This is a genomic window from Umboniibacter marinipuniceus, assembly GCF_003688415.1.
Taxonomy (GTDB): Bacteria; Pseudomonadota; Gammaproteobacteria; order Pseudomonadales; family DSM-25080; genus Umboniibacter; species Umboniibacter marinipuniceus.
This window is the reverse complement of sequence record NZ_REFJ01000001.1, coordinates 554,741-578,443: the sequence shown is the minus strand read 5'-3', so window position 1 is coordinate 578,443 and position 23,703 is coordinate 554,741. Positions and strand designations below refer to the sequence as shown.

General features: G+C 48.3%; 24 protein-coding genes. 12 read left to right on the top strand and 12 right to left on the bottom strand.

Features of this window, described 5'->3' with window-relative positions; all coding sequences use genetic code 11:
* Positions 1–28: 28 nt before the first annotated feature.
* The 3 genes from DFR27_RS02665 to DFR27_RS02655 all read left to right on the top strand — a co-directional run bounded on the left by DFR27_RS02665 (position 29) and on the right by DFR27_RS02655 (position 4,462).
* Complete coding sequence (locus tag DFR27_RS02665; protein ID WP_121875904.1) at positions 29–775, top strand: DUF748 domain-containing protein; 747 nt, start codon at positions 29–31, stop codon at positions 773–775.
* A 91-nt stretch (positions 776–866) separates the two neighbouring features.
* Entirely contained in the window at positions 867–2,381 is a 1,515-nt protein-coding gene (locus DFR27_RS02660; protein WP_121875903.1) for a tetratricopeptide repeat-containing sulfotransferase family protein, read from the top strand.
* 254 nt (positions 2,382–2,635) lie between these two features.
* Positions 2,636–4,462: a PAS domain-containing protein gene (locus DFR27_RS02655; protein ID WP_121875902.1), complete on the top strand. Its 1,827-nt coding sequence runs from the start codon at positions 2,636–2,638 to the stop codon at positions 4,460–4,462.
* A 46-nt stretch (positions 4,463–4,508) separates the two neighbouring features.
* Here DFR27_RS02655 and DFR27_RS02650 read toward each other — a convergent pair whose 3' ends face one another.
* Positions 4,509–5,084 (bottom strand): DUF4136 domain-containing protein, encoded by a 576-nt coding sequence (locus DFR27_RS02650; protein WP_121875901.1) that lies wholly within the window; start codon positions 5,082–5,084, stop codon positions 4,509–4,511.
* A 206-nt stretch (positions 5,085–5,290) separates the two neighbouring features.
* Here DFR27_RS02650 and DFR27_RS02645 point away from each other — a divergent pair, with 206 nt between their 5' ends.
* Entirely contained in the window at positions 5,291–6,598 is a 1,308-nt protein-coding gene (locus DFR27_RS02645) for an NADH:flavin oxidoreductase/NADH oxidase family protein (RefSeq protein ID WP_121875900.1), read from the top strand.
* Between the two features lie 80 nt (positions 6,599–6,678).
* On the opposite strand, the gene htpX is transcribed toward DFR27_RS02645, so the two are convergent.
* The 5 genes from htpX to DFR27_RS02620 form a co-directional block, all read right to left on the bottom strand.
* Complete coding sequence (htpX, locus tag DFR27_RS02640; protein ID WP_121875899.1) at positions 6,679–7,554, bottom strand: protease HtpX; 876 nt, start codon at positions 7,552–7,554, stop codon at positions 6,679–6,681.
* 108 nt (positions 7,555–7,662) lie between these two features.
* The gene (locus DFR27_RS02635; protein WP_170150756.1) at positions 7,663–8,094 is read right to left on the bottom strand and encodes a nuclear transport factor 2 family protein; all 432 of its coding nucleotides are present in this window, start codon (positions 8,092–8,094) and stop codon (positions 7,663–7,665) included.
* Between the two features lie 32 nt (positions 8,095–8,126).
* Positions 8,127–8,648 (bottom strand): DsrE family protein, encoded by a 522-nt coding sequence (locus tag DFR27_RS02630; protein WP_211327538.1) that lies wholly within the window; start codon positions 8,646–8,648, stop codon positions 8,127–8,129.
* A gap of 366 nt (positions 8,649–9,014) precedes the next feature.
* A complete protein-coding gene (yghU, locus tag DFR27_RS02625) occupies positions 9,015–9,851 on the bottom strand; it encodes a glutathione-dependent disulfide-bond oxidoreductase (RefSeq protein WP_121875897.1) in 837 nt (278 codons plus the stop codon).
* 78 nt (positions 9,852–9,929) lie between these two features.
* On the bottom strand, positions 9,930–10,202 hold the full coding sequence (locus DFR27_RS02620; protein ID WP_147434503.1) for a hypothetical protein: 273 nt from the start codon (positions 10,200–10,202) through the stop codon (positions 9,930–9,932).
* A 37-nt stretch (positions 10,203–10,239) separates the two neighbouring features.
* On the opposite strand from DFR27_RS02620, the gene DFR27_RS02615 reads away from it, so the two are divergent.
* From DFR27_RS02615 to DFR27_RS02600, 4 genes are all read left to right on the top strand, one after another.
* Positions 10,240–11,985 (top strand): DUF4153 domain-containing protein, encoded by a 1,746-nt coding sequence (locus DFR27_RS02615; protein ID WP_121875895.1) that lies wholly within the window; start codon positions 10,240–10,242, stop codon positions 11,983–11,985.
* Positions 11,986–12,058: 73 nt separating this feature from the next.
* Positions 12,059–12,622 carry a hypothetical protein gene (locus DFR27_RS02610; RefSeq protein WP_121875894.1) on the top strand — a complete coding sequence of 188 codons (564 nt, stop codon included), beginning with the start codon at positions 12,059–12,061 and terminating at the stop codon, positions 12,620–12,622.
* A 62-nt stretch (positions 12,623–12,684) separates the two neighbouring features.
* Positions 12,685–13,326 (top strand): site-2 protease family protein, encoded by a 642-nt coding sequence (locus tag DFR27_RS02605; RefSeq protein WP_121875893.1) that lies wholly within the window; start codon positions 12,685–12,687, stop codon positions 13,324–13,326.
* Positions 13,323–13,811 (top strand): mechanosensitive ion channel family protein, encoded by a 489-nt coding sequence (locus tag DFR27_RS02600; RefSeq protein ID WP_121875892.1) that lies wholly within the window; start codon positions 13,323–13,325, stop codon positions 13,809–13,811. Before DFR27_RS02605 ends, DFR27_RS02600 begins: the two co-directional genes overlap by 4 nt.
* Here the strand turns inward: DFR27_RS02600 and DFR27_RS02595 are convergent.
* The 3 genes from DFR27_RS02595 to DFR27_RS02585 all read right to left on the bottom strand — a co-directional run bounded on the left by DFR27_RS02595 (position 13,804) and on the right by DFR27_RS02585 (position 15,675).
* Positions 13,804–14,169: a sensor histidine kinase gene (locus DFR27_RS02595; RefSeq protein WP_170150755.1), complete on the bottom strand. Its 366-nt coding sequence runs from the start codon at positions 14,167–14,169 to the stop codon at positions 13,804–13,806. The genes DFR27_RS02600 and DFR27_RS02595 overlap by 8 nt on opposite strands.
* Positions 14,130–14,972: a hypothetical protein gene (locus DFR27_RS12560; protein WP_170150754.1), complete on the bottom strand. Its 843-nt coding sequence runs from the start codon at positions 14,970–14,972 to the stop codon at positions 14,130–14,132. The genes DFR27_RS02595 and DFR27_RS12560 overlap by 40 nt, the downstream gene beginning before the upstream one ends.
* Before the next feature lie 472 nt (positions 14,973–15,444).
* Positions 15,445–15,675 (bottom strand): glutaredoxin family protein, encoded by a 231-nt coding sequence (locus tag DFR27_RS02585; RefSeq protein ID WP_147434502.1) that lies wholly within the window; start codon positions 15,673–15,675, stop codon positions 15,445–15,447.
* Between the two features lie 114 nt (positions 15,676–15,789).
* Here DFR27_RS02585 and DFR27_RS02580 point away from each other — a divergent pair, with 114 nt between their 5' ends.
* Positions 15,790–16,068: a DUF3081 family protein gene (locus DFR27_RS02580; RefSeq protein ID WP_121875888.1), complete on the top strand. Its 279-nt coding sequence runs from the start codon at positions 15,790–15,792 to the stop codon at positions 16,066–16,068.
* Positions 16,069–16,137: 69 nt separating this feature from the next.
* Here the strand turns inward: DFR27_RS02580 and DFR27_RS02575 are convergent, their stop codons facing one another.
* Positions 16,138–18,669: a zinc-dependent metalloprotease gene (locus tag DFR27_RS02575; RefSeq protein ID WP_121875887.1), complete on the bottom strand. Its 2,532-nt coding sequence runs from the start codon at positions 18,667–18,669 to the stop codon at positions 16,138–16,140.
* Between the two features lie 187 nt (positions 18,670–18,856).
* Positions 18,857–19,072 carry a TIGR02450 family Trp-rich protein gene (locus DFR27_RS02570; RefSeq protein WP_121875886.1) on the bottom strand — a complete coding sequence of 72 codons (216 nt, stop codon included), beginning with the start codon at positions 19,070–19,072 and terminating at the stop codon, positions 18,857–18,859.
* Positions 19,073–19,284: 212 nt separating this feature from the next.
* On the opposite strand from DFR27_RS02570, the gene DFR27_RS02565 reads away from it, so the two are divergent.
* Positions 19,285–19,656, top strand: a complete 372-nt coding sequence (locus DFR27_RS02565) for a DUF3127 domain-containing protein (RefSeq protein WP_121875885.1) — start codon at positions 19,285–19,287, stop codon at positions 19,654–19,656.
* Positions 19,657–19,754: 98 nt separating this feature from the next.
* Here the strand turns inward: DFR27_RS02565 and nhaD are convergent, their stop codons facing one another.
* Positions 19,755–20,984: a sodium:proton antiporter NhaD gene (nhaD, locus tag DFR27_RS02560; protein WP_245962586.1), complete on the bottom strand. Its 1,230-nt coding sequence runs from the start codon at positions 20,982–20,984 to the stop codon at positions 19,755–19,757.
* Positions 20,985–21,257: 273 nt separating this feature from the next.
* Here nhaD and DFR27_RS02555 point away from each other — a divergent pair, with 273 nt between their 5' ends.
* Positions 21,258–22,568 carry a DcaP family trimeric outer membrane transporter gene (locus DFR27_RS02555; protein ID WP_121875884.1) on the top strand — a complete coding sequence of 437 codons (1,311 nt, stop codon included), beginning with the start codon at positions 21,258–21,260 and terminating at the stop codon, positions 22,566–22,568.
* A gap of 56 nt (positions 22,569–22,624) precedes the next feature.
* A complete protein-coding gene (glsA, locus tag DFR27_RS02550; RefSeq protein WP_121875883.1) occupies positions 22,625–23,653 on the top strand; it encodes a glutaminase A in 1,029 nt (342 codons plus the stop codon).
* Positions 23,654–23,703: the final 50 nt, after the last annotated feature.

Here is a 23,703-nt window from a genome sequence, read left to right as displayed (position 1 = left end):
ATTGTTGAACGTTTCTGCGAGGCCAACCATGAAGAAATTGTTAGTGGGATTACTTGTTTTTCTGTTAGTAGGTTTTGTGGCTGGCGGCTTCGTCGCCAAACAGAGACTAGATCAGTTCTTGAATAATGATCTCGCGCCGCTAGTGAGCGAATCAACGGGCCTTCAGGTTGACATTGGCGCTGTCGCGTTAGATCTGTGGTCGGGAAGCATTGAGATTGCTGATTTCACTATCGCCAATCCAACAGGATATAGCGCTGATAGCGCGGTGCGTTTCTCCACCTTAAAACTCTCTTTAGTACCTATGACGCTTCTAAATCAACCCATCCATCTCCAAGAATTTCTACTGGCTGAGCCAGCAGTGCTCGTTGAAGTCAACAGTGCCTATAGAACTAATATCCAGGTCATGCTAGACGAATTGGAAGCTCGCTATCCCAGAAATTCTGGGACATCTGAGGTTACTGAGCCAGAGCAAGGCAGCTCGGACGTTAAGGTGAGAATTGATGCTTTCACAATCGATGGCGCACAGTTGACCCTCGATGCCTCAGCCCTTAATCAGCCCTCTCAGTCAATTCGTCTTCCCGCGCTGAGTATTGAGCCCATTGGCAATCCGGATGGCGTTTTGGCAAATGAAGCGGCACGTATTATCGTGCTAGCCCTACTTCAAGATGCTAAAAGACAAGCAACGCAAGCACTTAAAGATGCTGCGGAGGAACGGGCCAAAGAAGAGCTTGAAGAGCGAGCCCGTGGGTTACTTGAGGATATCTTTAAGCGCTAACTCATTGGCGTGAATGAACTGATTAGCCAGCGTGCACCCAGCTCGCTACTGTGGTTATTAGGTCTGAGAATTACGAAGTTAAGGTTGAGCCATGAGTTTAAGTATTGCCCAAAACTTTCTACAGCAGGGTGATCTGCAATCTGCGCACCGCGAAACGATGCGTATTATTCAACATAACCCGCATGATCTCGGCGCATTAAAAGTCCTGTTAACTATTGCCTTCAGAACGCGTACACCGCTTAAAATTGCCCAAATTCTCAACCAAATCAACAAACTTGAGCCAACGCAAGCTACGCGCTTTGACGAAGCGTTAGCGTGGCATCAGCTTGAGCAACCTCACTGGGTTCTCAGCGCTCTAAAACAGCTAGACCCTGGGGAAATTAATGAAGCGAAGCTTAGCGCCTCAGCAATGAATCTCGCATCACAGTATGATCAACACAAATTAGGCACCGCACTTGCTCAGCGCACCGTTGAACTTGCTCCTAAGATGGCTAATGCGCACTTCGAATTAGGGCGCTGCTTTGTATTTTCAGGTGATTTTGACAACGCTAAGCAGAGCCTTAGCAAAGCACTGGCGCTCCACACGGGCCATCCCTTAGCCTTGCAATTACTCTCCACGCTGCCGAAGGCCTATTGGCCTCATGAGCTGTTAAACACCATTACGACAGCCATTCAGCAGACCAAGGAATTAGCCGGACTGAAACGGCTTCACGAAGCTAAGTACCGTATTTTAGAGTCCCTGGGTGATTATGAAGGCGCTTATCAAGCGATTGAAACTGCGAATAACCTGCATCGTCAGCAGCTGGGACCACGCTTGAGCGATCCGAAACAAAAACTTGAGTCTATTATGGCCACCTTCGAACAGCTCACGGTGACTGAAAACCTCGATAGTAGTGAAGCGACGCCTATTTTTATCGTAGGTTTACCTAGATCTGGAACCACCCTGCTAGAGCAGATTCTCTCAGCACACAACGATATTGAAGCATTGGGTGAATTGCCTCAGCTACCCGCCATCATTAATCGCGCCATTAAGCACGCGAAAGCCAATAACCAAATTATTGACAGTCGATTAGTCGCCAAACACTATTTTGAACAAACAGCCCCGCTGCGCGGTACGGCCAACTACTTTGTGGATAAGATGCCGCTGAATTATCAGCTTGTCGGTTTTATCGCTCACGCATTTCCTACCGCTAAGATTATCCTCATGCGCCGGGACGCTATGGATGTTTGCTTTGCTCAGTACCGACAGATTTTCGCTGACGATGCTCGTGCAATGGACTACAGCTACTCCCTCGAGGAGCTGGCTAGTTACTATCAAGCGTTTAGTAGGCTCATGTCTAAGTGGGATGAGAAATTCCCCAACCGTGTCTTTCGTCTGGACTACGAACAGCTAGTTGATGACCCAACTACCGCATTACAATCATTGAGTAGCTACTTATCACTCCAACTGCCTTCACAATGCCTGGACCTTCAGCTAAATCAACGCGCGGTTTCTACTGCCAGTGCCGGGCAAATTCGTGAACCTATCAGCAGTAGTCACCGAGCTCGCTGGCGTCATTACGAAGGGGCACTCTCGGCACTATCAAGCATCCTCAGAAAGGAATAGATGAACCCCAAGGCTCACATCTCTTTCGGATCAAAAAGCTGGAAGTGACGGCAATGGGGCGGTATCGCGAATCGCGAGCGCGAAGCTGGGCGAGAATGTTCAACCGGTAGCGAAACTTATCATCATTCCCACAGCAAGTCGTAATTAAACTGCTATCCTTTTCTTAGTCATCCAACAACAAAAAAGATGTGTCAAGCAGAACCTATTCCACTGCGTTTTGAAGGTCTTTTAAAATCAGGAATCACTAGAGCCTCATGCAGTTTGTGTCAGATTATCAGCTTGCCATGGTGTTAGCTATTACCCTTTGGGCTGTCGTTGGTCTAGGTACGTTTATAATCTCCGTATTCGTAAAACGTCTAGTCCACTCCAGTGTCTTATGCATAATAATCTCTGGAGCTAGTTTGGCTGCTTGCTACTCGCTTGGAGCAACCGCGATATTGTTAACGCTTGCCTTCTTCTCCACCATAGTACTCATCGGCATTGGCTTTCTGGGACTATTTTTATCGGGTTCCCAAAGCCACTTCCAACTCACTAACTCTGAAGATGATCAGGAAATACTACCGATTAAGTCAGAGCTTCCGGCAGACTTTCCGAGTGATCTGCTCACGCCATTTTTGCTGGAGGGAACTATCTGCGGCATCTATATTTTTGATGTTTCAACTACAACTACCGTCTACGTCAATTCACAGTTCTCAAAGATTACAGGCTTCAGTCTAGAAGAACTTAAAGTTGTTCAAAGTGGGTTAGGCCTTCTACATAATTTCCATAGAGATGACCTCAAAGACGTAGAGCAACATATCCAGGCGCTAGTATCCTCAAAACCTGGCGCATGCTTCGACATCCACTGTCGCTATCGACACAGAGACGGAAGTTGGATTCATTGTCTAGCACGTGACATTGTGATTCACACCAATGCGGGGAAAGCCAAGTATCTGATTGGCACCTTCGTGGATGTTTCCCAACTACACCAGGAACGAGCAGAATTAGACAAGCTTAGCGCTCGGTATTCGGCCACCTTTGAATATGCACCAGTAGGTATCGCACACGTATCTTTGGACGGAAAGTTTTTGCGTGCCAATAGCACACTCAAGAAACTTCTTGGCTACAGTGACACTGAGCTAGATAACCTAACCTTGATGGATATTACGCACCCCGATGACCTCAAAAAGGATTTAGACCTTCTTAATTCACTTATCGAGGGGGAAATCCCGCGGTATAAGATGGATAAGCGATACTTCAATGCTCGAAACCAAGTCATATGGATTGAACTAACGGTAGCAGCGGTCCGTCAAAATAATGGTGAAGTGGACTATTTTATTAGCATTATTCGAGATATTACCCACCACAAACTTATCGCCCATGAGCTGAAGGAAGCGAATTCTGCTTTTACGCGATTCGTAACCTCTTCTCCGTTCCTCCTAGAGCAACCTATCGCTGCTATTGGCGCCATGGCAGCTCGGATTGAAAACAAAATTGTCCAGCGCCAGAAAGACGAAGAGTTATTGTTCATTCCTGGTGTGGCCCAAATCTCAAAAGTGACTGACGAGCTCACTAATCGCCTGAATAACCTACTAGACTTGGTCAGATTTAATCCGCAATTGATACAAATCGAGAACGCATCGCTCGAAGAGATCATTAAGTTCAGTAGAACTCAAACTGTCTTAGCACCCGGATACCCCAGATGTCGAGTCAACTGCGACGAGAACACCCTTGTCCCTGTGGATAGAAGCTCTTTCGTCAAATTGATTAGCCATCTAACTATGAATATAGAGCAAATGCGGACTTCAACTGACAGTCAAATCATGGAAGTTAATATAAGTTGTTACCCCGAGGAATGGCATCAGCGAATGGTAATAGAGCTTCGCTGTACCGGATTTGAGCTGACTCCTGAATTCAAGCAATTAATGCTTAGAGCCTATGATTTTCAGGACGAAAACCAATTAGATGAGGTAGGTCTTAGATTTGCCATTATTCGACAGATAGTGCGAGCCCATAAAGGTCAGCTGAACGTAGATACGGATAACTCGGATGGCTTTTCGATGACCATCGCCCTTCCTACTGGGACGCCACTGCCCAACTAATAAGCTGATAACTGACTAAGCCAAAGCCAGCTATCAGCATCATGAATTAGTCAGCTTCTGCGGCCGGGATTTGACCAAGAATAGTATCCACGTACTGACGAACCACCACGTCTAACTCCTCTGGTGTCCACTCACGAACTGAACGAGTGCCCACTCCTCGCCACACTGCCTTACCTTCCTTCGCACTGGCAATATCGATAATCAACGTGCCCTCAGTGTACTGACTCACATCTACCGACTGCGAAGGGTAGCCCATATAGCCGCGATGATAAGGGGCGTAGCCGTACGAGCCATAGTAACCATAGCTATTGTTATAGCTCGTCACGCGAGTTTTGTCTTGAGTGGTAACGTGAAAACTTATTAGCGCATCAGCCTCTTCACGTGAAGCCTGAGTAAGTCCTCTTGCGGTTAACGATGCCGCTATATCAGTACGAATTCGGGCGTCCAATAGAGGATTCGTTGGGATCCCCAGCACCTCAACCGCGTCCGGAATCACGTAAAAGGTCTTTAGCGTTGAAAAGTCGAAATTCGGATCATAGTCCATGTTAACGCGTGGCAACGTAGTACAAGCGGATAGTACAGCCATACAGACAAAGGTTATTAATAGGCGTGGGAATTTCATGCGGTTTACTCCAATTGTTGTTCGCTGAGCTAACACTGCAACAGTGCACGTCAAATCATCATTTAGTTTCTCAAGTTATACCATGCTTATTCGAATCAGTTAACTAATAGATCACTCATTCACGCTCAGCGTTGAGTTCTTGCTAAATTCCACTTGATAGCATTGTGAAAACAAGAAATAGTAGGAAAAAAACAGGATCTCAGACCATGAACTCACTACTCGCCGAAGAACTTCAACTGCCCTGTGGAGCAACTTTACCGAATCGGATTGCTAAGGCGGCCATGACAGAAGGGCTCGCAGACCCCCTAGGCCGCCCTACTGAGGCACTAACCAACCTCTACCGCGTTTGGTCCGAAGGCGGCTCTGGATTGCTGTTATCCGGCAATATTCAAATTGACAGTCAACATTTAGAGCGCCCTGGAAATGTGATCATTGAAGGCCCTCCATCAGAGGAATTAAAACGTTCTCTGGCACAGTGGGCCGCGGCGGCAACCGTAAACGGCAATCACTTCTGGGCACAAATTAGCCACGCAGGTAGGCAAACACAACGAAACATCAACCCTAAACCGAAAGCACCTTCGGCGGTAAAACTCGGGGTTCCTGGCGGACAATTCGGCCTGCCTGAACCCATGAGCATCGAAACCATTCAATCGGCCATACAAGGTTATGCCCATGCTGCAAAGGTTGTAGTGGATGCTGGCTTCACCGGGGTACAAATTCACGCGGCACACGGCTATCTCATTTCACAGTTCCTCAGCCCACGCAGTAATCTTAGGAAAGATCAATACGGCGGTTCACTAGAGAATCGTGCGCGCTTTCTTTTGGAGGTTGTTTCGGCTACGCGAGCGGCAATCGGCCCAAACATACCGGTTTCAGTTAAACTCAATAGCGCGGATTTTCAGCGCGGCGGGTTCAACTTTGAAGATAGCCTCGTGGTACTAAAATGGCTAGAGGCCGCAGGCGTCGATCTAGTAGAAATCTCTGGCGGTACTTACGAACAACCCAAACTGCTTGGCATACAAGGTATTGAAGATGAAGCTCCACAGGCCGTGGCTACATCTACTAAGGCCCGAGAGGCCTACTTCGTCGACTTTGCAAAAGCCATGCAATCTGAGGTCACTATCCCCCTTATGGTAACCGGAGGTTTCAGAAAACGCGCCGTGATGGAAGCCGCTTTAGAGGACGGTAGCGCCGATATCATTGGTTTAGGTCGCCCACTCTGTGTGGTCGCCGACTCACCTAAACAACTTTTAGCGGGCAGAGAGGAATTGGATCGTTTTGAGCAATCGCTCTCGCTACTGCCTCAGTGGCTCAAATTTCTTGAGCGTATAACAACGATCCGAGCCATCGCCAGCTTTGCCGTTCAGTATTGGTACTACCGTCAAATAGCCGCTATTGGTGAGAACGGTGAAGCGGATAAAGATTTGAGTGTTTGGACAGCAACCAAATGGCTGCTAAAACAGCAGAGCGATTGGATAAAGCGCCGAAAAGCGCTGCTGTCGAAGCAAGACTAGCGCCAGGAAGGTGTGTTACCAGCCAGCAACAAAAAGAGCGAGCTTAACCGCTCGCCCTTGCAGAGACTAAATAGCGTAAACTAAGCGCGGTAAGCGCCAGCATTCAATGCCGCTATGCGCTTATCTAATGGCGGATGGCTCATCAGTAGTTCCGTCAACGTTTTCTTACCATTAATCCCAAAGGCCATTAATGTGCTGTCGAGTTGAGACTCTTGACTGGTCTTTAAACGCTGCAGCGCTGCAACCATCTTATCCTTACCCACCAACGAGGCCGCGCCTGCATCCGCATGGAATTCACGGTGGCGGCTGTACCACATGGTGAGAAAACTGGCGAAGAAGCCAAGTACTAACTCAAGCACCATGGTAACCCCGAAGTAAACGAGCCAATTGGTGCCTCCTTGCTGCCCGTTGCCGTTTGAAGCCACGATATTCGCGACAATTCTAGCTAGGAACATCACGAATGTGTTCACCACACCTTGCATGAGTGTCATGGTGACCATATCGCCATTGGCAATATGACTGACTTCGTGGGCAAGTACTGCTTCGGCTTCATCTTGGGTCATGGCACGCAGCAAACCGGTGGACACGGCAACCAGAGAATCATCACGCTTAGCGCCAGTCGCGAAGGCGTTGATATCAGGCGCGTCGTAAATGGCTACCGTTGGCATGCCAATGCCAGCCTGTTTTGCTTGACGTTCAACCGTGCCGAGCAGCCAGCGTTCAGTATCATTGCGCGGCGCTTTGATTACCTGCCCGCGAACCGAGCGCAGCGCCATTGACTTCGACATCAAGAGCGAAATGAACGCCCCGCCAAAACCGAAGACTGCCGCCAAAATCAGTAGGCCAGATAAGCTACCTGGCTGAAGATCTGTGGTTGCGTAGATAATATTCAACACCAAGCTCAGTAATAGTATTACTGCTAAGTTGGTGGCTAGGAACAAAGCTGTGCGTTTCATCGTTACCTCGAATTATTTCTGATGACTGTCATCAACATCTACAGTCTAAGGACTAAAGTAGCGATAAATTAACTTGGGTAGCATTAGGAATAATGCGGATATGCACTGCTATTCGGCCGCCTTGGTTGCCTGCCATGCCGTAGCGTGCCAATTACCGTCTTGCTTGATCAACACTCCGGTATTGAAGTATCGCTGGGACGGTGTTTGAGACGCCTTCGAGTCATATAGCGTGAGTTCGAAGGTCAATACCACAGCATCGCCAAAGCTTCTAACAGTCACATTCTCAGCACCATACCACACCGTGCTTTCGTCCGACGCGGCGTTGCTGTCACGCATTCCATCAATAATGGTAGCCTTACCGAAACGAGTACCTGATGAACTCGTGTAAATTAGCTCGTCTGCCCAAAACTCGTTGTGTACCTCTACATCATTCACACCATTCAAAAACCAATTCAAGCGAGCTTCAACGTCACTCTCTACCGAAGCATTCACTCCACTCGCTACGCTAAGCCATACCAAAGCGATGAAACATTTAGCCATGTTATACATATCTATTGAACCTCAATTTTCAATTAAAAAGGGTTTAGCGTGTAACCATCCTGCTGGAGCTGAGCGTGAGCGGCCATGGCCGACAGTGCCATCTCCACACCGGGGATAAGTTGCTCCTGAGTCACACCTAAGTGAGTAGCAGATTGCCCACAAACAATGACACGAACACCCTGTTCGATAAGCGCCAAAATTAACGGCGCCGAACCATTCGCTTCACCTGTGCGCTGTTGATAAACAGTGTTACGTTGAACATCGTAGGTAGCCGAACCATGAATGACGACCGCAAGCTGAATACGATCTTCGCTAACGCCATGCCCCAGCAGCATATTATTCATTCTTGCGGCAGAATTAATATACGGTGAGAAACTACCCGTTTCCGCGCTATCCGCCACATCAAAAGCTACCCGAAAGTTCACCTCTTCAGCAATTGGCTGAGCAAGATCGATTTCATAGTACCGGCCAAACTCCTCAATAGCCCCAGCTGATACTTGACCACTCATTACTATGCATAGGGCGAGGATTGAGATATTAAATCTGAGCTTCATGTCCACTCCTTTGATTGAAGAGTTGATGATTCACCTACCGGTGCATCCCATATGACCAACAACTTTTAGTGAACCATTAGCATAACGCTGGATTAGGCCGTGTGATAGCCCAGCTGACATAAAAAAGCGCCAACCAGAAACTGATTGACGCAAGGAGTATGAATGAAACTTGGGACAAACTAAAAAAAGAGCGGAGCGATCCTTGCCCCTCTTAGCAATGCGGAATCCTTACCACACTGTTAAATTAGCATAACCCATTAGATTCAAATGAAACTATAGCCAATGGCTTACAAAGGGCCGTACCGGACAGTACTGACATCACCACTCTCATCCTTAGCCTATGGTGTTGCTAACGCTTACGATGTCTCAGCGAAAGTCTGCTGAGCTATGTCTTTCCAGTACGCGCGTTGCTTCATCACCCCACGCTCTGTTAACCCGCGTGCCGCGTTGAACCGCAGGACGCGCGGCGATCTCATCTGCCCAGCGTTTAACATGCTTGTACTCATGAACGCTTAAAAATTCTGCGGCGCTATACAAACCACCTTGAACTAGCACACCATACCAAGGCCAAATGGCCATATCGGCAATGGTGTACTCATCTCCGCATAGAAACTGGTTGGCCGCTAGCTGTTTATCTAGTACGTCTAGCTGACGCTTAACCTCTAACGTGTAGCGGTCAATGGGGTACTGAAATTTCTCTGGGGCATAGGCATAAAAATGACCAAACCCGCCGCCTAAGAACGGGGCGCTTCCCATCTGCCACATTAGCCAGCTCAAACACTGAGCGCGCTGTTCCGGGTGAGTAGGAATAAAAGCGGAGAACTTCTCTGCCAGGTGAATCATCATGGCCCCTGATTCAAAAATACGGAATGGCTCATCGCCGCTTTTGTCAATCAACGCCGGGATTTTCGAGTTAGGATTAATTGCTACAAAGTCTGAGCCAAATTGTTCGCCTTCCATGATGTTTACGGTGTAAGCATCGTATTCGGCATCCTTGAAGCCCGCTTCCAATAATTCCTCAAAAAGCACTGTGACCTTCACGCCATTTGGCGTAGCGAGCGAGTACAACTGAAAAGGGTTATTCCCCTGGGGTAGCTCGGCGTGGTGAGTGGCTCCCGAAATAGGCCGATTAATGCTGGCAAACTTGCCGCCATTCTCAGCGTCCCACTGCCACACTTTTGGAGGGGTATAATTGTTGCTCATAATGATGGTCCTTTGAATATTTGTCATTGAAACATAAGGGCTCAAGGCGAAGAGTTAAAGAGCTGCTGCGGTAATTCCCTAGCAATATTGGTTAGTGTAGGCAATATTAGCGATGGGTGGATAGTTAGCGATGGGTGGATAGTTAGCGATGGGTGGATAGTTAGCGATGGGTAGATAGTTAGCGATGGGTAAATAGTTAGCGATGGGTAAATAGTTAGCGATGGGTAAATAGTTAGCGATGGGTAAATAGTTAGCGAGCGGGGAAAGACTATCAAGCTCTGTCACCCATCCTAGCGCTCGCCCAACCATTGCGCTGTATTCCCAAGTACCTTCGCCACTCCCACACGCCATGATGATTTATGGCGAATTCTGATACTTTAAGATCTTGATGTACCCCTCCCTGAAAGAGCAGTACACTGAAAATAAACAGGATTTGATCATGGCATCAACGGCAAAAATTCTCTCAGTTATCGCAATAATCCAAGGCTTAGCTGTACTCGCGTTGAAGCGATCCATAGAGGCTGAGAGTTGGCTGGTGACGATTCCTAGCCTCCATGTAGCGCTTTGGACAATGGTGCTCACCATCCCGTTGCTAAGCTATTTACTGCTAGATAGCCACAATTGGCGTAGAAGTATTAAGCCCATTGGATTCTCCGGCCTGGTTTTTGGTTTGCTTGGCGCCTACACAGGCTATGAAATGGGTCCTTACAAGGCGTTCCCGGTAGATTCTATCCTCATCATCTACATCATCTGTATCTTCCTCCTTAGCTTTAAGGTTTCAGTGTTCTGTCGCACACGGTGGCTGAACGGCACGAATGATTATTCTATGCTCTTGAAATTTTCATGGCGCCACGCCTTCCTAGGAGCTGGAAGCCTATTGTTCACAGGCGTTTTATGGCTGGTGCTCGCTTTGTGGGCGGGCATCTTCAATATAATTGGCATCGACTTCTTCGAAAAACTCTTTTACAAAGACTGGTTCGCGTTACCAGTAACCACAGTTTCTCTGGCCTCGGGCATCCTAATCTTCAGACAAATCGACACCCTAATTGATACACTTACCCGCTTCTTTCGTGTGCTATTGCAATACTTGTTACCGCTACTCGCTGCCGTGTCGGCTATGTTCCTCTTATCACTCCCCTTCACCGGGATGTCATCCCTTTGGGGGAACGGCTTTGGCACTTCTCTCGTGCTGTGGATGAACGCACTACTCCTGTTTTTTTGCAACGCGGTGTTCCAAGGAGATAGCGCTCCAATTTACCCAAGCTGGCTCCGAAAACTGCTCGCTATCATGTTACTTTCGCTGCCAATTCTTAGCCTACTTGGCGCCTATGGAATGTGGTTAAGAATTGACCAGCACGGCTGGACGATCGCCCGCTTTTGGGGGGTAATTACTACACTATTTTTACTCTTATTCAGCCTTGGCTATGGCCTGTTAATTAGTCGCTATCGCGTAACCTGGACACAACATCTTGGTAGGGTCAATGTGCCTATGGCCTGGATACTCTGCAGCGTACTCGTTACGGTAAACTCTCCGCTCATTAACCCTCGAGCCCTTGCGCTTGAAAGCCAGCTCAGTCGCGCGGCCCCGAGTGACCAACTTAAAAACACTGACTGGAAATACATCCACCGCCATCTTGGCCGAGTTGGCGACCAAACAATTGATACGGTGCTGTCGAACAACCCTCAGCTGACTCGAGATGAGTTGCTACAGTTAAATGGCGAAAATAATCTGCTAGTCTCTGAGCGCATCGTTCTGTTGGGAGGGCTCCCGGAACTACCTACCAACCTCGTCACTGCGTTGAATGCTCACTTTCAACCCTCGGCAATGCGATTATTTGTAGCGAAGGTGGCATCGACACCTGACAATCCGGAACGCTTTCTCGCTGCCAATGAATCCGGTTATAACTGGACTGAGATCGTGTTAATGATACCCACCGATAAAGGAGACTATATTGTTGAGCCTTTAGAGAAGACCTGCGCCATGACTGAAGAGCGTCTCATCAAACTCCTAGAGGTCAGTGAGATTGAGTCCGACGTTGAGCAGCGTGAGATCATCAGAGTTGGAGAGTTAATTCTTCAACGCCAACATAACGTAAACAGCTCATGCTCCAACACCGATGACTTGGCGGAGTAGCGTGTTAACCAAGATAGATTGCACGCTCTTGTGGTGGTAAGCTTGAAACTATCATTTGAACAGGGATAGCTAAATGACACATCAACACCGCCCAACTTGGGTCACGCTCGTGGGAATTTTGACCCTTATTTTTGGCTTATTTTCGCTATTAGGTGCGGCCCAGGAAATCGCCGTCCCCCGCTTCCTCGATATGCAGCAGGAAGTGGTGATGCACGTCGAAGAGATGGCTCAAGAGAGTGCAGCAGATGGAAGTGCTGAAATTGATATTACCGTTGATGGCGAGCAAACAACCGTAGATGTTGATGAGATTATGGTTTTTGTTGTGCACCTTTTTGATGTCCCCGAATGGTTCGAAGACTGGGCTTTTAGTATTGGTATCATGAGCCTGGCCATTGCATTGCTCTACTGTATTGCCGGTATCATCCTGCTAATGGCCAACGAAATTTCGTTACCAATATTTTATACGGCTTTGACATTATCAATGCTGTGGGAAATTTTTCGAATAGCCATCTTCGCCCAAACGGAAGCACCGCTTCTGCTGATGCAGATTCCGATATCAGTTCTCAGCCTGCTTCTGGACACCATACTACTGGTAATTGTCTTGGCGGCTAACAAAACAAGTTTCGCCAGAATTTAGTCACCAATTCGCAAGCTGAGCTTGCACCATCGCAACTGTTAGCCATAGGAACCCACCGCAGTATGTATCAGCTTATTCTTGAGGGGCACTACAGTATTTTTCTGTTGATTGTTGTGGCGCTAGTGGTCTCACTCACTTTCCATGAGTTTGGGCATGCCGCCATGGCTAAATTTTACGGTGACGATACGGCACAAAAGCAGGGGAGATTGACCCTCAACCCCGTTGCTCACATTGATCCACTTGGGCTGCTGATGGTTGTTATTTTGGGCTTTGGCTATGCGAAACCAGTTCCCACCAACCCCCGCAACTATACCTCTGGATGGGCGCAACTCTGGATTGCAGCGGCCGGACCGTTGATGAACTTACTCATCGCCTTCATCACTGTAAATGTCTTTATGCTAGCCATTCAGGGGGAATGGGCCTGGGCTCAGGGGGAGGGGCCGCAGTATTTCTTCATTTACCTTGCTACCATTAACCTCATTTTGATGATCTTTAACCTTATTCCCCTCGGCCCTTTGGACGGACATTATATTGCTCCGTATCTACTGCCTTCGGGATTACGTAAGCCCTATGTGCTGTTCAATGCACGTTATGGATCAATGTTATTCTTAGGTCTTATTATTTTGAGTGTCCTCGGCGTACCGGTGTTTAGCTACGTTTGGCAGCTGGGGCAATTTTTACTCCCGCTACTGGTGATTGTATGAATGCTTGGATTTCCGCAGCCGTTATCTTTGCTGCATTTATTGTTTTGAGTCTGATCTTCAGAGCGATATTTAATCGTTTAGGGCGGCACAGCGATGCGTCCACCAGCGAAGTTTTCAGGTTACTTGCTAACTCGCAACAGACTATTTTGATATTCATCGGTTTGGTACTGGCGCTCTCTGAGCTCGGATTCGATATTTCAGCGTTAGTCGCTGGCTTGGGTTTAACGGGCTTTGCGGTGGGCTTAGCGTTGAAGGACGCTATTTCAAATTTAGTATCGGGGATGATGCTGGTAGTTTATAAAACCATCGAACTCGGTAATGTGATTGAGCTATCAGGCGTAAGGGGTGAGGTGATCAATATCAACTTACGTTACATCACGCTGAATGTTGAAGGGGTACATCATTTAATCCCTAACGCGATATTACTCAACAGCAAATTAGCCATTATTGATCCGAAGACAACACTTTCTTCGCAAGCTACTTAGGTAGCCAGATTGAGACCCGTAAACCGCCCTCTTCCCGGTTGCAAAGATTGAGCACACCGTGATGGGCTTCGACAATCTCTCGAACTAACGTTAAGCCAATTCCTGAGCCACGCTGTTTAGTGGAATAGAAGGGAATGAAAGCTTGCGCTAGCACATCATCCGACATGCCCTTGCCGCTATCAAGCACATTGATTTCTACCCCTCCTCGTTTGCGCAACACACTAACTGTAACGGGATCCTCAGCAGACGAGGCCTCACGGGCGTTAGTGACCAAGTTGATAATCGCCTGTTCAAGCTGAGAGGCATCAAATGCGCTCTCTAAGCTCGCGTCCTCACACTCCAAATCGAAGTGCTGCAAAGCCTGTAATCGCTGCAAAAAGGGCTGCCACTGATGATTGGTTTTCTGGGCGAAGGCAAACGTGCGAATTTGGCATAGCCCAGAACGAATTGATTCAAATGATCGGCGCGATCTCCAAGCGTCGTAAACACTCTAGTGAGTCGGCTATCGTTGCTGGTTTGGGTAATCATCTTCCCCGAATGTACCATTGACATGATAGGCCCCAGAGAATTGTTAATTTCATGACTAATTACTCGAATGACCTTTTTCCAAACGGAGACTTCCTGCCTATTGAGTTCCTCGGACATATGCTTGAAGCTTAGCATCGTGGTCTCTTCAGTATGAATACGAACCACCGCCTTATCAATGTGCCAGCTCTGACTGATCCGTTCGCCATCCTCTTCCGCTGTGACCGAAAATAGCCCCTTTGTCATCGTCTTGTCTGCGTCGGCAAAGGCAGTTGGAGCACTGTTAAGGACGTCCTCAACCAGCGCCCCCTCAATTCGCTTGCCCTGCGCAAAATAGCTTCTTGCCGCATCAACCAGCAATTCAATTTGCCCCTCTTCGGTAGCGAAGAGTGTGGGCGCATCAGACGCAATCATTCGGCCGGTGGCGGCGATATCACGCTCAAACAGCCCCTGGCTAACCGTAGCGATAAGAAGCTGGTCGCGATCAACCGATTGCTCAGCCGCGTCATTACTCCAAACAAAGCCGTTGAGAACGATTACAGCAAGCAGTCCAATGACGCCCCAGCGCACACCAGCGCGCTGATGCCACTTCTTCGCTTCAATGATTAGATCTTGTTCTGCAGTATTCTTTATCATGAAAAATCTCCTACGATGTTTTCAACAAAGCAATACCTGTGCCAACTTTAGAAACACCCAGAATCATTGGCCTTCAGCAGATAGGCAACCACCCAGCAGTGTCCGCGGACAGGCAAATGTGTCCGCGGACACTGGGGTCGGACACTTCCTACTCGCCCGAAAATCAGATTGTGATAATTAGGACACCGATAATTCGCGGAACGTGCAGTGTACGGTGGGCTGTGGGCTGCGGGCTGTGAATTGGTTAACCAAGACGGGGAACCGCGCGAAGAATTGTGGTGTGACTGACGGAGAAGATGAGTGAGAATATTGATCCAGCCTGCCGGATCTAAGCGTAGTAGCCCTAGAAGTTTAGCTGAGAGTATTCGTGCTTTTGTTGATTGAGGAGGACCGAGTTCTGCGATTGGCAACTCGCCCGCAACGCCCTGCGACGGTATCCCAGCGGTCGTGCTACGATATCCCAACGGTCGTACTACTTTATTCCACAGGCCTTAGTGAGTTTTGGATAGGTCAATGGAAGTACAAAAGTACCACCTACCTCAACTTGCGGGACACCACGAAGCCCCTTACGGGCTAAAGTCTTTGCCGCGCGGCTATTCTGATCAACACGCAGTTCGGTGTAGCGGATGCCATGACCGCGAAACCACTTTTTTACAGCCGTGCAGTGCGGGCAACTCTTAGTAGAGTAAAGTGTTACATTCATGGTAGATGATTCTACACTTAAATAAGGCCAAGCTGGCAAGAGATTAGCTCTATCCGCTTTGAAGATGGCTAAGACTGATGTCCAACACACTACTCACCAACGAGGGAACTCGATATGTCTCTTTCACAACTAAATCATGACCCTAAGCTGGACGTCATGAAAGCACTGCGAGTGTTCAATCATGTTATGGATCATGGCGACAAAGAGGGTGATGTTCGTCATTTTATGGGGCTGTCGGCAAGCACTGACTTCGACGGCTACACCATGTACTTAAACAGCCATCACGCCAAACTCACTGTCTTCTTCCACAATAAATATCAACTGGAGTTTGCCAAAGCAGAAGAGCTTGATGAATTTTATACACTGCTTGATCGAGTGGCCGAAGTCATGTGAATTCATCGTAATCATCATATAAAAAAACGGCGCCTCATGGGCGCCGTTTTGATTCAAACGTCTCGCGCTTTAAGCGTGAAGACCTCGCTCAATCAAACTAACCAAATTAATTGAGTGCGCTTTGGTAGAACGATTAACACTGCGATTCTTAGCAAAATGTTCTTTTAGTTCATGTAACTGAAGAACGGCCATTGATACCGCCTGAGTAGGGAAAGCACCCTCTTCATTTTTAGCAATTTCAACCAAACGATTTACGTACTCAACCTGAAGGTTTTGACGCGTCGTGTTGATATTCCCTGACTTGTCCTCTGAGAAGATGGCACTGTTCAATTCATCCATCATTTCATCAACGGTGAAGGTGTTACCATAAAGCGTGGTATCAACCAGACGCTGAAGCACAGCAGGGTGTAGCAAATGATCCAGCAAACCACTTTGACCTGCTAGGATTGCCCCATGCAGTTTAGGATCTTCCGGGGCACCAAAGTTATTGAAGCCACGACGCATACGCTGAGCGTGAGCAATCACTTCAGGGTTCATTTCCATCGCGTCCGGTGCGAAGTGATACTTAGCGAGTAAAGCCATCGCTTCACGCTGACGCGCCTCAGCGACCGGCTCATAAGGTTGTGTGGCGCCTTCTTGACCGCGCAACGCTCGGTCCACGTAAACACCACCCACATAACGTGAAGTCACGTTACCAGCCGAACGCCATTCGCCCATCATGGCCTCGATGGCTACAACAAGATCGTCATAGCTCTGACCATTCTCAACATCAGCAGGCGACATGTTGTCTAGCACATCACGAACCAGCCCCATGCGCAGTTCGGAGTATTTTACCGCGTCATTTGACATGTCATAAATGTTAACGCGCGGATCAATACCCCAACCCGGAGCGCGCATATCATCGGCATCATTACCGAAGATTAAATCATCAGCAGTGGACTTAGCGAGGTGCGCTGCCATCGCCGCTGGGTCATTTAGCTCTGGTGAGTAGGAGAACTTGATGAACCAGGCGTCGTAAGGACCCGGTGTAACCGCGTAGAAACGAGTCTGCTCTGAGCCGCGTGGAGCAAAGTTAACGGATGGATAGTCCATGACCGACGCGGCCAGACCCTTTTCGTTAACCACCTCAAGGTCAAAAGACTCCTCAGGAGATAGATACTGAGTTGCCTTCATGTTGTGGTTCATACCCAAGGTGTGGCCCATTTCATGAAGAATCAAGTAGTGCATAGAATCGTGAACAATTTGCTCAGTCATTTCTGCAGCGGTCATACCCTCGGCCGCAGCGAAATCAGCGAACGCAAACGCGCTAAGATTCGCCGACTGCATGTGATTGCCAAGCGAGCAAGTGTGACCAGCAAGATGGTCTAACTGCTTGCTAAGATCTTCTGGCGAGTTCATTCCCTCGGCTAACCAACGTGAGATAATACGACGACGGTTGAGGAATGAAGCCTCTAGCATAATATCGGCACCGATAATCTGACCCGTACGTGGGTTCACAAAGCTCGGGCCGTAGCCGCCGAATGGAGGAGTAGGCGATGAAGTCCAGCGCAATACGTTGTAGCGGATATCGCCCGCATCCCAATCTGCGTCATCTGGCTGAATTTTGATTTCTACAGCGTTAGAGAAGCCTGCCTTTTCAAACGCTTTGTTCCACTCTAAGCCAGCCGACATGATAAGTTCACGCCACTCAACAGGAGTGGTGTTTTCAATCCACCAAACAATAGGCTCAACAGGATCGGAAAGCTCAGCGCTTGGATCCTGTTTGACCAAGTTCCAGCGATGGACAAGATCACGGTAAGGAGTAGATGACGTTGAAGTCAGATCCGTTACCTGCGTATCAAAGGTACCAACACGTGAATCTGCGAATCGAGGCGTAAAATCATTATCTGGCATTGCTACGAAGCTGTGTAACATGCGGATAGAAATAGCGCGCGAATCAGTAATATCTTCGCTCCAGCTAGGCTCGCCGCCAGAATACACATACTCAACTTCAAAATCAGTGTTATCAGGATAGCTGCGGATAGCTAGCACCTTAGACTTATCACCGTCTAAACCACCGGTTACCGGGTTGTCTGAGTCACTGACTTGCTGAAGACTTTCGCTTAACAACAAACCATCAATATTGACCAGAATATCGCCCGTTTCTTCGTCTTCGGCAACAATCTCAGCTACCGCCAAGATAGCATTTGAGATGTTCGCATCGGCAGCACGAGACAGTGCGTTATCTGGATCAAAGTAAAAGGAGGTGTTCTGGGCCACGAACTCGATACGGTTGTAGTAACGTTCTGCGGTGAGAACACTGTTCCCTACGTAAGCGCCAGTAAACTGACCAGCTTCAACAACGCCATTCGCGGTTTGCGCGGTATAGATAAACTCTTCCGACAGCTGATCTTCATTAATTAATAGGTGAACTGAGCCGGACTCCGGATCGCGGTAAGCCGTGAAAAAGCCTTCAAAAACTTCCGCGTCTTCAGTTAATGCCGCAATAGATTCTTCATCCAAATCTGGGGCTGGCGCGGGGCCATCGGAGCAAGCAGAGAGAACGAGTGCCGCAGCTGACAACGCCATTAGACGCTGAAGCTTCGCATTTATTATGTTCATAGGTGACCTTTTTGTGGGGTTAGTTACCCATCAAAAGTAACATAGGAAACCTTTGCTTGTCATGGATCTGGGGTTGAGCACTAGTATAAACCACAGGTGCCAAAGTGATTAAGAATAGACCAAATTCGCCCTAGGGACTCGTGCTAATTAATGGCGAATATGAATGGAGTCATCGTGCCTCCCAGCGCTATAACCAACCTTGCTGCCATTTAGTATTGTCCTTTAGGCTGCGCCAATCAATCGCCTGTACCCGCCCTGTCATCACTGCCTCCAGCTCACACAATTCAACTCTCTGGTCTTCGTCATAGCACACTCGGGTTACCATAAAGTGCCTCTCTTTGTTAACCGGTTCGAGGTGCGTCCATTTCGACTTCATCAGTGCTTTGGGGCTGAGTATATTCATGGTGATTTCCTAGGTAAGACTGTGTCTTTAGTAACGTTCTTTCGCGGGGAGTGGATCACTTCCGAAGTCCCTGTTACTAGAAAAGATGGACCGTTGTTTTACAGCGAAGCGAAGAGTTGAGGAGTAATAACCACCGAAAAGTGGCTACTAAAGCATCCCTAAACGCGTTACAGTATCAGCATTAGTTAGACTCAAATTAGCGAGATAGATTCATGTCAAAAAGTTTTGAAGTTCAAGGTCAGATCCATAGCATTGGTGACACTACCGAGTACGGTAATAATGGTTTTACAAAGCGCGAATTCGTTATCCGCGTAACCGGTGAAGGAGAGAATCCTGCCTACCCAAACTACCTCGCAATGGAGCTGATCAAGGATAAATGTGCGCTAATGGACCAATACCAAGTTGGTAGCGACATCACCGTTCACTTTAATTTGTCAGGACGCCTATGGTCTCAGCCAGGCAAACCAGAACGTTGTTTTAACAGCCTACAAGCATGGCGAATCGAAGGGCAATCACAAGCTGCACCTCAAGCCGAGCCAGGGCCTGCTGATTTCGGCCAATATGACGAAGACATTCCGTTCTGAACTTTGCCCGGTTCAACCATCGCAGCGCTTGTAATGAAGATGCGATTGCGAAGTAACAAGACAACAAACCCCGCCTTCGAGCGGGGTTTTTCATTGTATTAGCTTAACCAGAGTACCGCTAAGTAGCCCGCACTATAGGCCACGAACAGCCTTGGTATATAACGCGCGTAAGCCATAAAGGTCAGCTCCTTCATGCGACTCATCGCCACAATTCCAGCCGCCGAGCCAATCACTAGTAAAGATCCTCCTACCCCTACGGCGTAAGTAAGACCAAGCCACTGGGTAATGCTGAGAGTTGGTTCAGATTTAAGCAGCGCGGCCGTCAACGGCACATTATCTAGCATGGCCGAACTGATACCCATAAAATAGCTGGATAGTTCAGGGCTCAAGGCAAAAAACAGCTCGGTAAGATAGACAAGCACGCCAATTTCTTTCAATGCACCCACAATCAACAGGATCCCTAGGAAAAATAGCAAGGTATCAAACTGGATCTTCCGAACATACTCGAGCAGATGAATTTCGTGGCGATACTTATTCACGAACCCCCCTATTAAGAACATGACTGAGAGTCCCGAGAGGAAGGTCAACACTGGCGGAATCGCGAAGAGAATATTTAAGATCATGGTTGATACAATTGTGATGAAGAATAGGATCGCGATCACGACATCTAAACGCTGGGACTTATCTCGGAATAATTCCGCTTCAACACGCCGGTTAGTGCCTCTCATCATTAATACCACTAAGACGATTACGCCAATCAGTGTTGGCAGCAGCAGTTGTAGTAGCTGGGCCATAGATAGATGACCATCGCTAAATATCATCAGTGTTGTCACGTCGCCCGTGATTAGAATCACGCCACCTGAATTCACCGCGAACACCGCCAACACGGCTAGCTTTATCCGCTCCTTGTCCGAGAGTTTAAAGGCCGATACCACACTCAATGACACCAAGGTAGCCGTGATGTTATCCGCTAACATTGATAGCAGCACGGCAAAGACTGCCACTAAAATAATTAGCCGATTGAAGGAAAGGGCTCCGGGCATCAACTTTAAAACGGCGCCGGATATAAGGCCGCGAGCATTTAGAAATGCAACAAAAGTCATTGTAGCCATAAGAAACAGCCATAGACTGGCGATCTCTAACAAATTGTGATCGAAGCTCTCCTGCAAACTGGCTGACTCGCCCGAGGCACTGGCTTTTACATAAAGTAGTAGCCAACTCGCGCAGCCAAAGAACAGGGTGCTTTTTGCTTTATCGATGTGCGTGACTTCTTCACACGCAATGGCAATTAAAGCAATAATTGCCATAACAATGATGACTAATTCCACGGGGTTAAATATACCTTCTTTTAAATGGCGCTGTGGGGGATAAATTCGGCGCGAATCATACGCCTGACGGACTCCTTTTTATAGCGCTAGCCAACAAATACCATCTGGGCCCAACCATCTGGACGCTGACTTGGCCTTACTCGCCCAACCAAACCATCGATAAATGTTGCGTAAGGTCAATTTTTCAGGATTGTTTTGCGCTTAACTTTCGCGAAAAAATCAGTTTGGTCTACGCTGAAAATTAGGTAGTTCATAATAAACAGGAGAGACCCTATGGCCATCGCGAGCCACCTAATTACTGGCGCCACGCTGAGCTTGCTGGCTCCGTTAGCACTCGCACAGCAAAGTTCCTCAACCGAGGCGAGTCAGGCTAAACCGCTGTCTTCGGGAACTGAGCAAGGATTAGAGACTGAGATGGTGCTACCTGCCCCTACTAACGGTGCTACGAGTAGCTCAGCGCTGGTTGGTCAAGACAGCTTTAGGCTCTATGGTCATGCCATGCTCGACATGGGCTTTCAAACTAAACAGAGTGACCCCGATTGGCCAGATGTCCTTCGCCCTACCAAGCTTCCGTCATTCGAGAACGAATATTCCAATGACGGTCATTTCTATTCTGGGGTACGTCAAAGTCGATTAGGTTTTGCTAGTACTAGCCCTACCGCCTACGGCGAGCTAAAGACCATTATAGAGTTTGATTTAGTTGGGGTGGGTGACAACGCCGGCAAGACCGCCTTTCATCTATTGAAGGCGTGGGGCGAGTTCGGGGATTTCGGTGCCGGCCAGTACAACAGTGTATTCATGGACGCAGATCTATTCCCCAACACCATTGAATACTGGGGCCCCAGCGGCATGGTTTTCTATAATAATGTTCAGGTTCGTTGGACGCCGTGGCGTGATGGCGATTCACGTTTCGCCGTTTCCATTGAGCGACCTGGCGGCTCCGGTGATGGCGGTGAATTTAGTGATTTCATAGCTACCCGAGGACTTATTGGTGACTTTGAGCTTCCCGATATTGCGGCGCATTATCGCTGGGCGGGTGATTGGGGGCATGTCCAAGCCGCGGGCATACTACGGCAAATAAAGTGGAAAGACACAAGTCGCGACAGCAATATTGACCTAAGCGGCGAAGAGACGGGATGGGGCCTAAACTTAAGCACCAATTACTTCCTTGGTAGGCACGTAATCCGAGCATCAGCTGTTTACGGTGAAGGCATTCAAAACTACCTCAATGATGCCAGTGCAGATATCGGTGTTCGGCAGCCCGCTGGCACAGCACCAAGCGACATAACAAGCACAACCATTCCGGTACTCGGAATTGTCGCTTTCATCGATTTAAATTGGAGCCAGCAATGGACCAGTAGTATTGGCTATTCGATGCAGGATAATGATCTACCAGCTAGCGCTAGTGCCACCGAATTCAAAACGGGCCAATACGCTTTGGCAAATTTGCTCTGGCACCCCGCCAGCAATATTTTCATGGGCCCGGAAATTCAGTGGGCTCAGCGCGATAACTATGGCAGTTTCTCGAGTGAGGATCTGCGCATCCAGTTTTCCGTTAAGTATAGTTTTTCAAAGACACTTTAGACCAAGCTTGCTTGGCTTATATTAATAGTTAGTAACAGGTTTCGGAGAAGGCATTCATGGATATACACATCAAAAGGCTTGCTGCAAAACTAGCGCCTGCGTGCTTGGCGTTAATTGTTGTCGCCAACTACGCTATCGCCGACTTCAGCGATGAGGCACTGCAACGGGCAGTGGATGAGGCTTATGCCGAATTTAAGGACGACCAGCGTGGCGAAAATGCGGATTACATTCCGATTCTTGCCGAGGTCCCAAGCGACTTATTCGCGGTAGTCATTGCCACGCGCGACGGCAAGCTATTCACAGCGGGCGATATTGAGTATCGGTTCTCTATCCAAAGTGTTTCCAAACCATTTACTGCGGCGTTGATTATGAATCAACAGAGCCCTGAAGTTATCCGAGAAAAGATTGGTGTAGAGCCTACGGGTATGCCATTCAACAGTAAGTTAGCCCTCGCGGTGTACGAACAACGCTCGGTTAACCCGTTGGTGAACGCTGGCGCGATAGCCGCCGTCAGTCTAGTTGAAGCAAATGACGAAGCCCAACGCTGGGAGCTTATCCACCGCAACATAGAAGGCTTCGCGGGCAGTGAACTGGCCATTCTCGACGAAGTATTTGAATCAGAATACAGTTCAGCATCTAGCAATAGAGGTATTGCCAATATTCTCTTCAACGATAACCGCTTGTACGCGGATCCCGAGGAAAGCCTCCGCGTGTATACCATGCAGTGCTCAATTGGTGTGAATACGCGAGATCTTGCTGTCATGGGCGCAACACTTGCGAACGGCGGTGAAAATCCTATTACTGGTGAACGCATGTTGGCCGCGGAAGACGTTCCTGAGCTACTGGCCATAATGGCCACGGCTGGTTTTTATGATGAGTCTGGCGAGTGGATGTTCAGTGCTGGCTTACCCGCTAAAACGGGTGTGGGTGGCGGTATTGTAGCGGTAGTCCCTGGTAAATTTGCCATCGCTGCCTTTGCGCCACGTTTGGATGAGGCTGGGAATAGTGTCCGTGCCATGGAAGCGATCCGTCATATATCTAGCGCCTTAGGTGTGGGGGTATTTGGTGCCAATAGCTATGACTAGGAAACCAATCTCGCTAATTGTTCGTATCGGATTTTAGACGCGTACCAAGC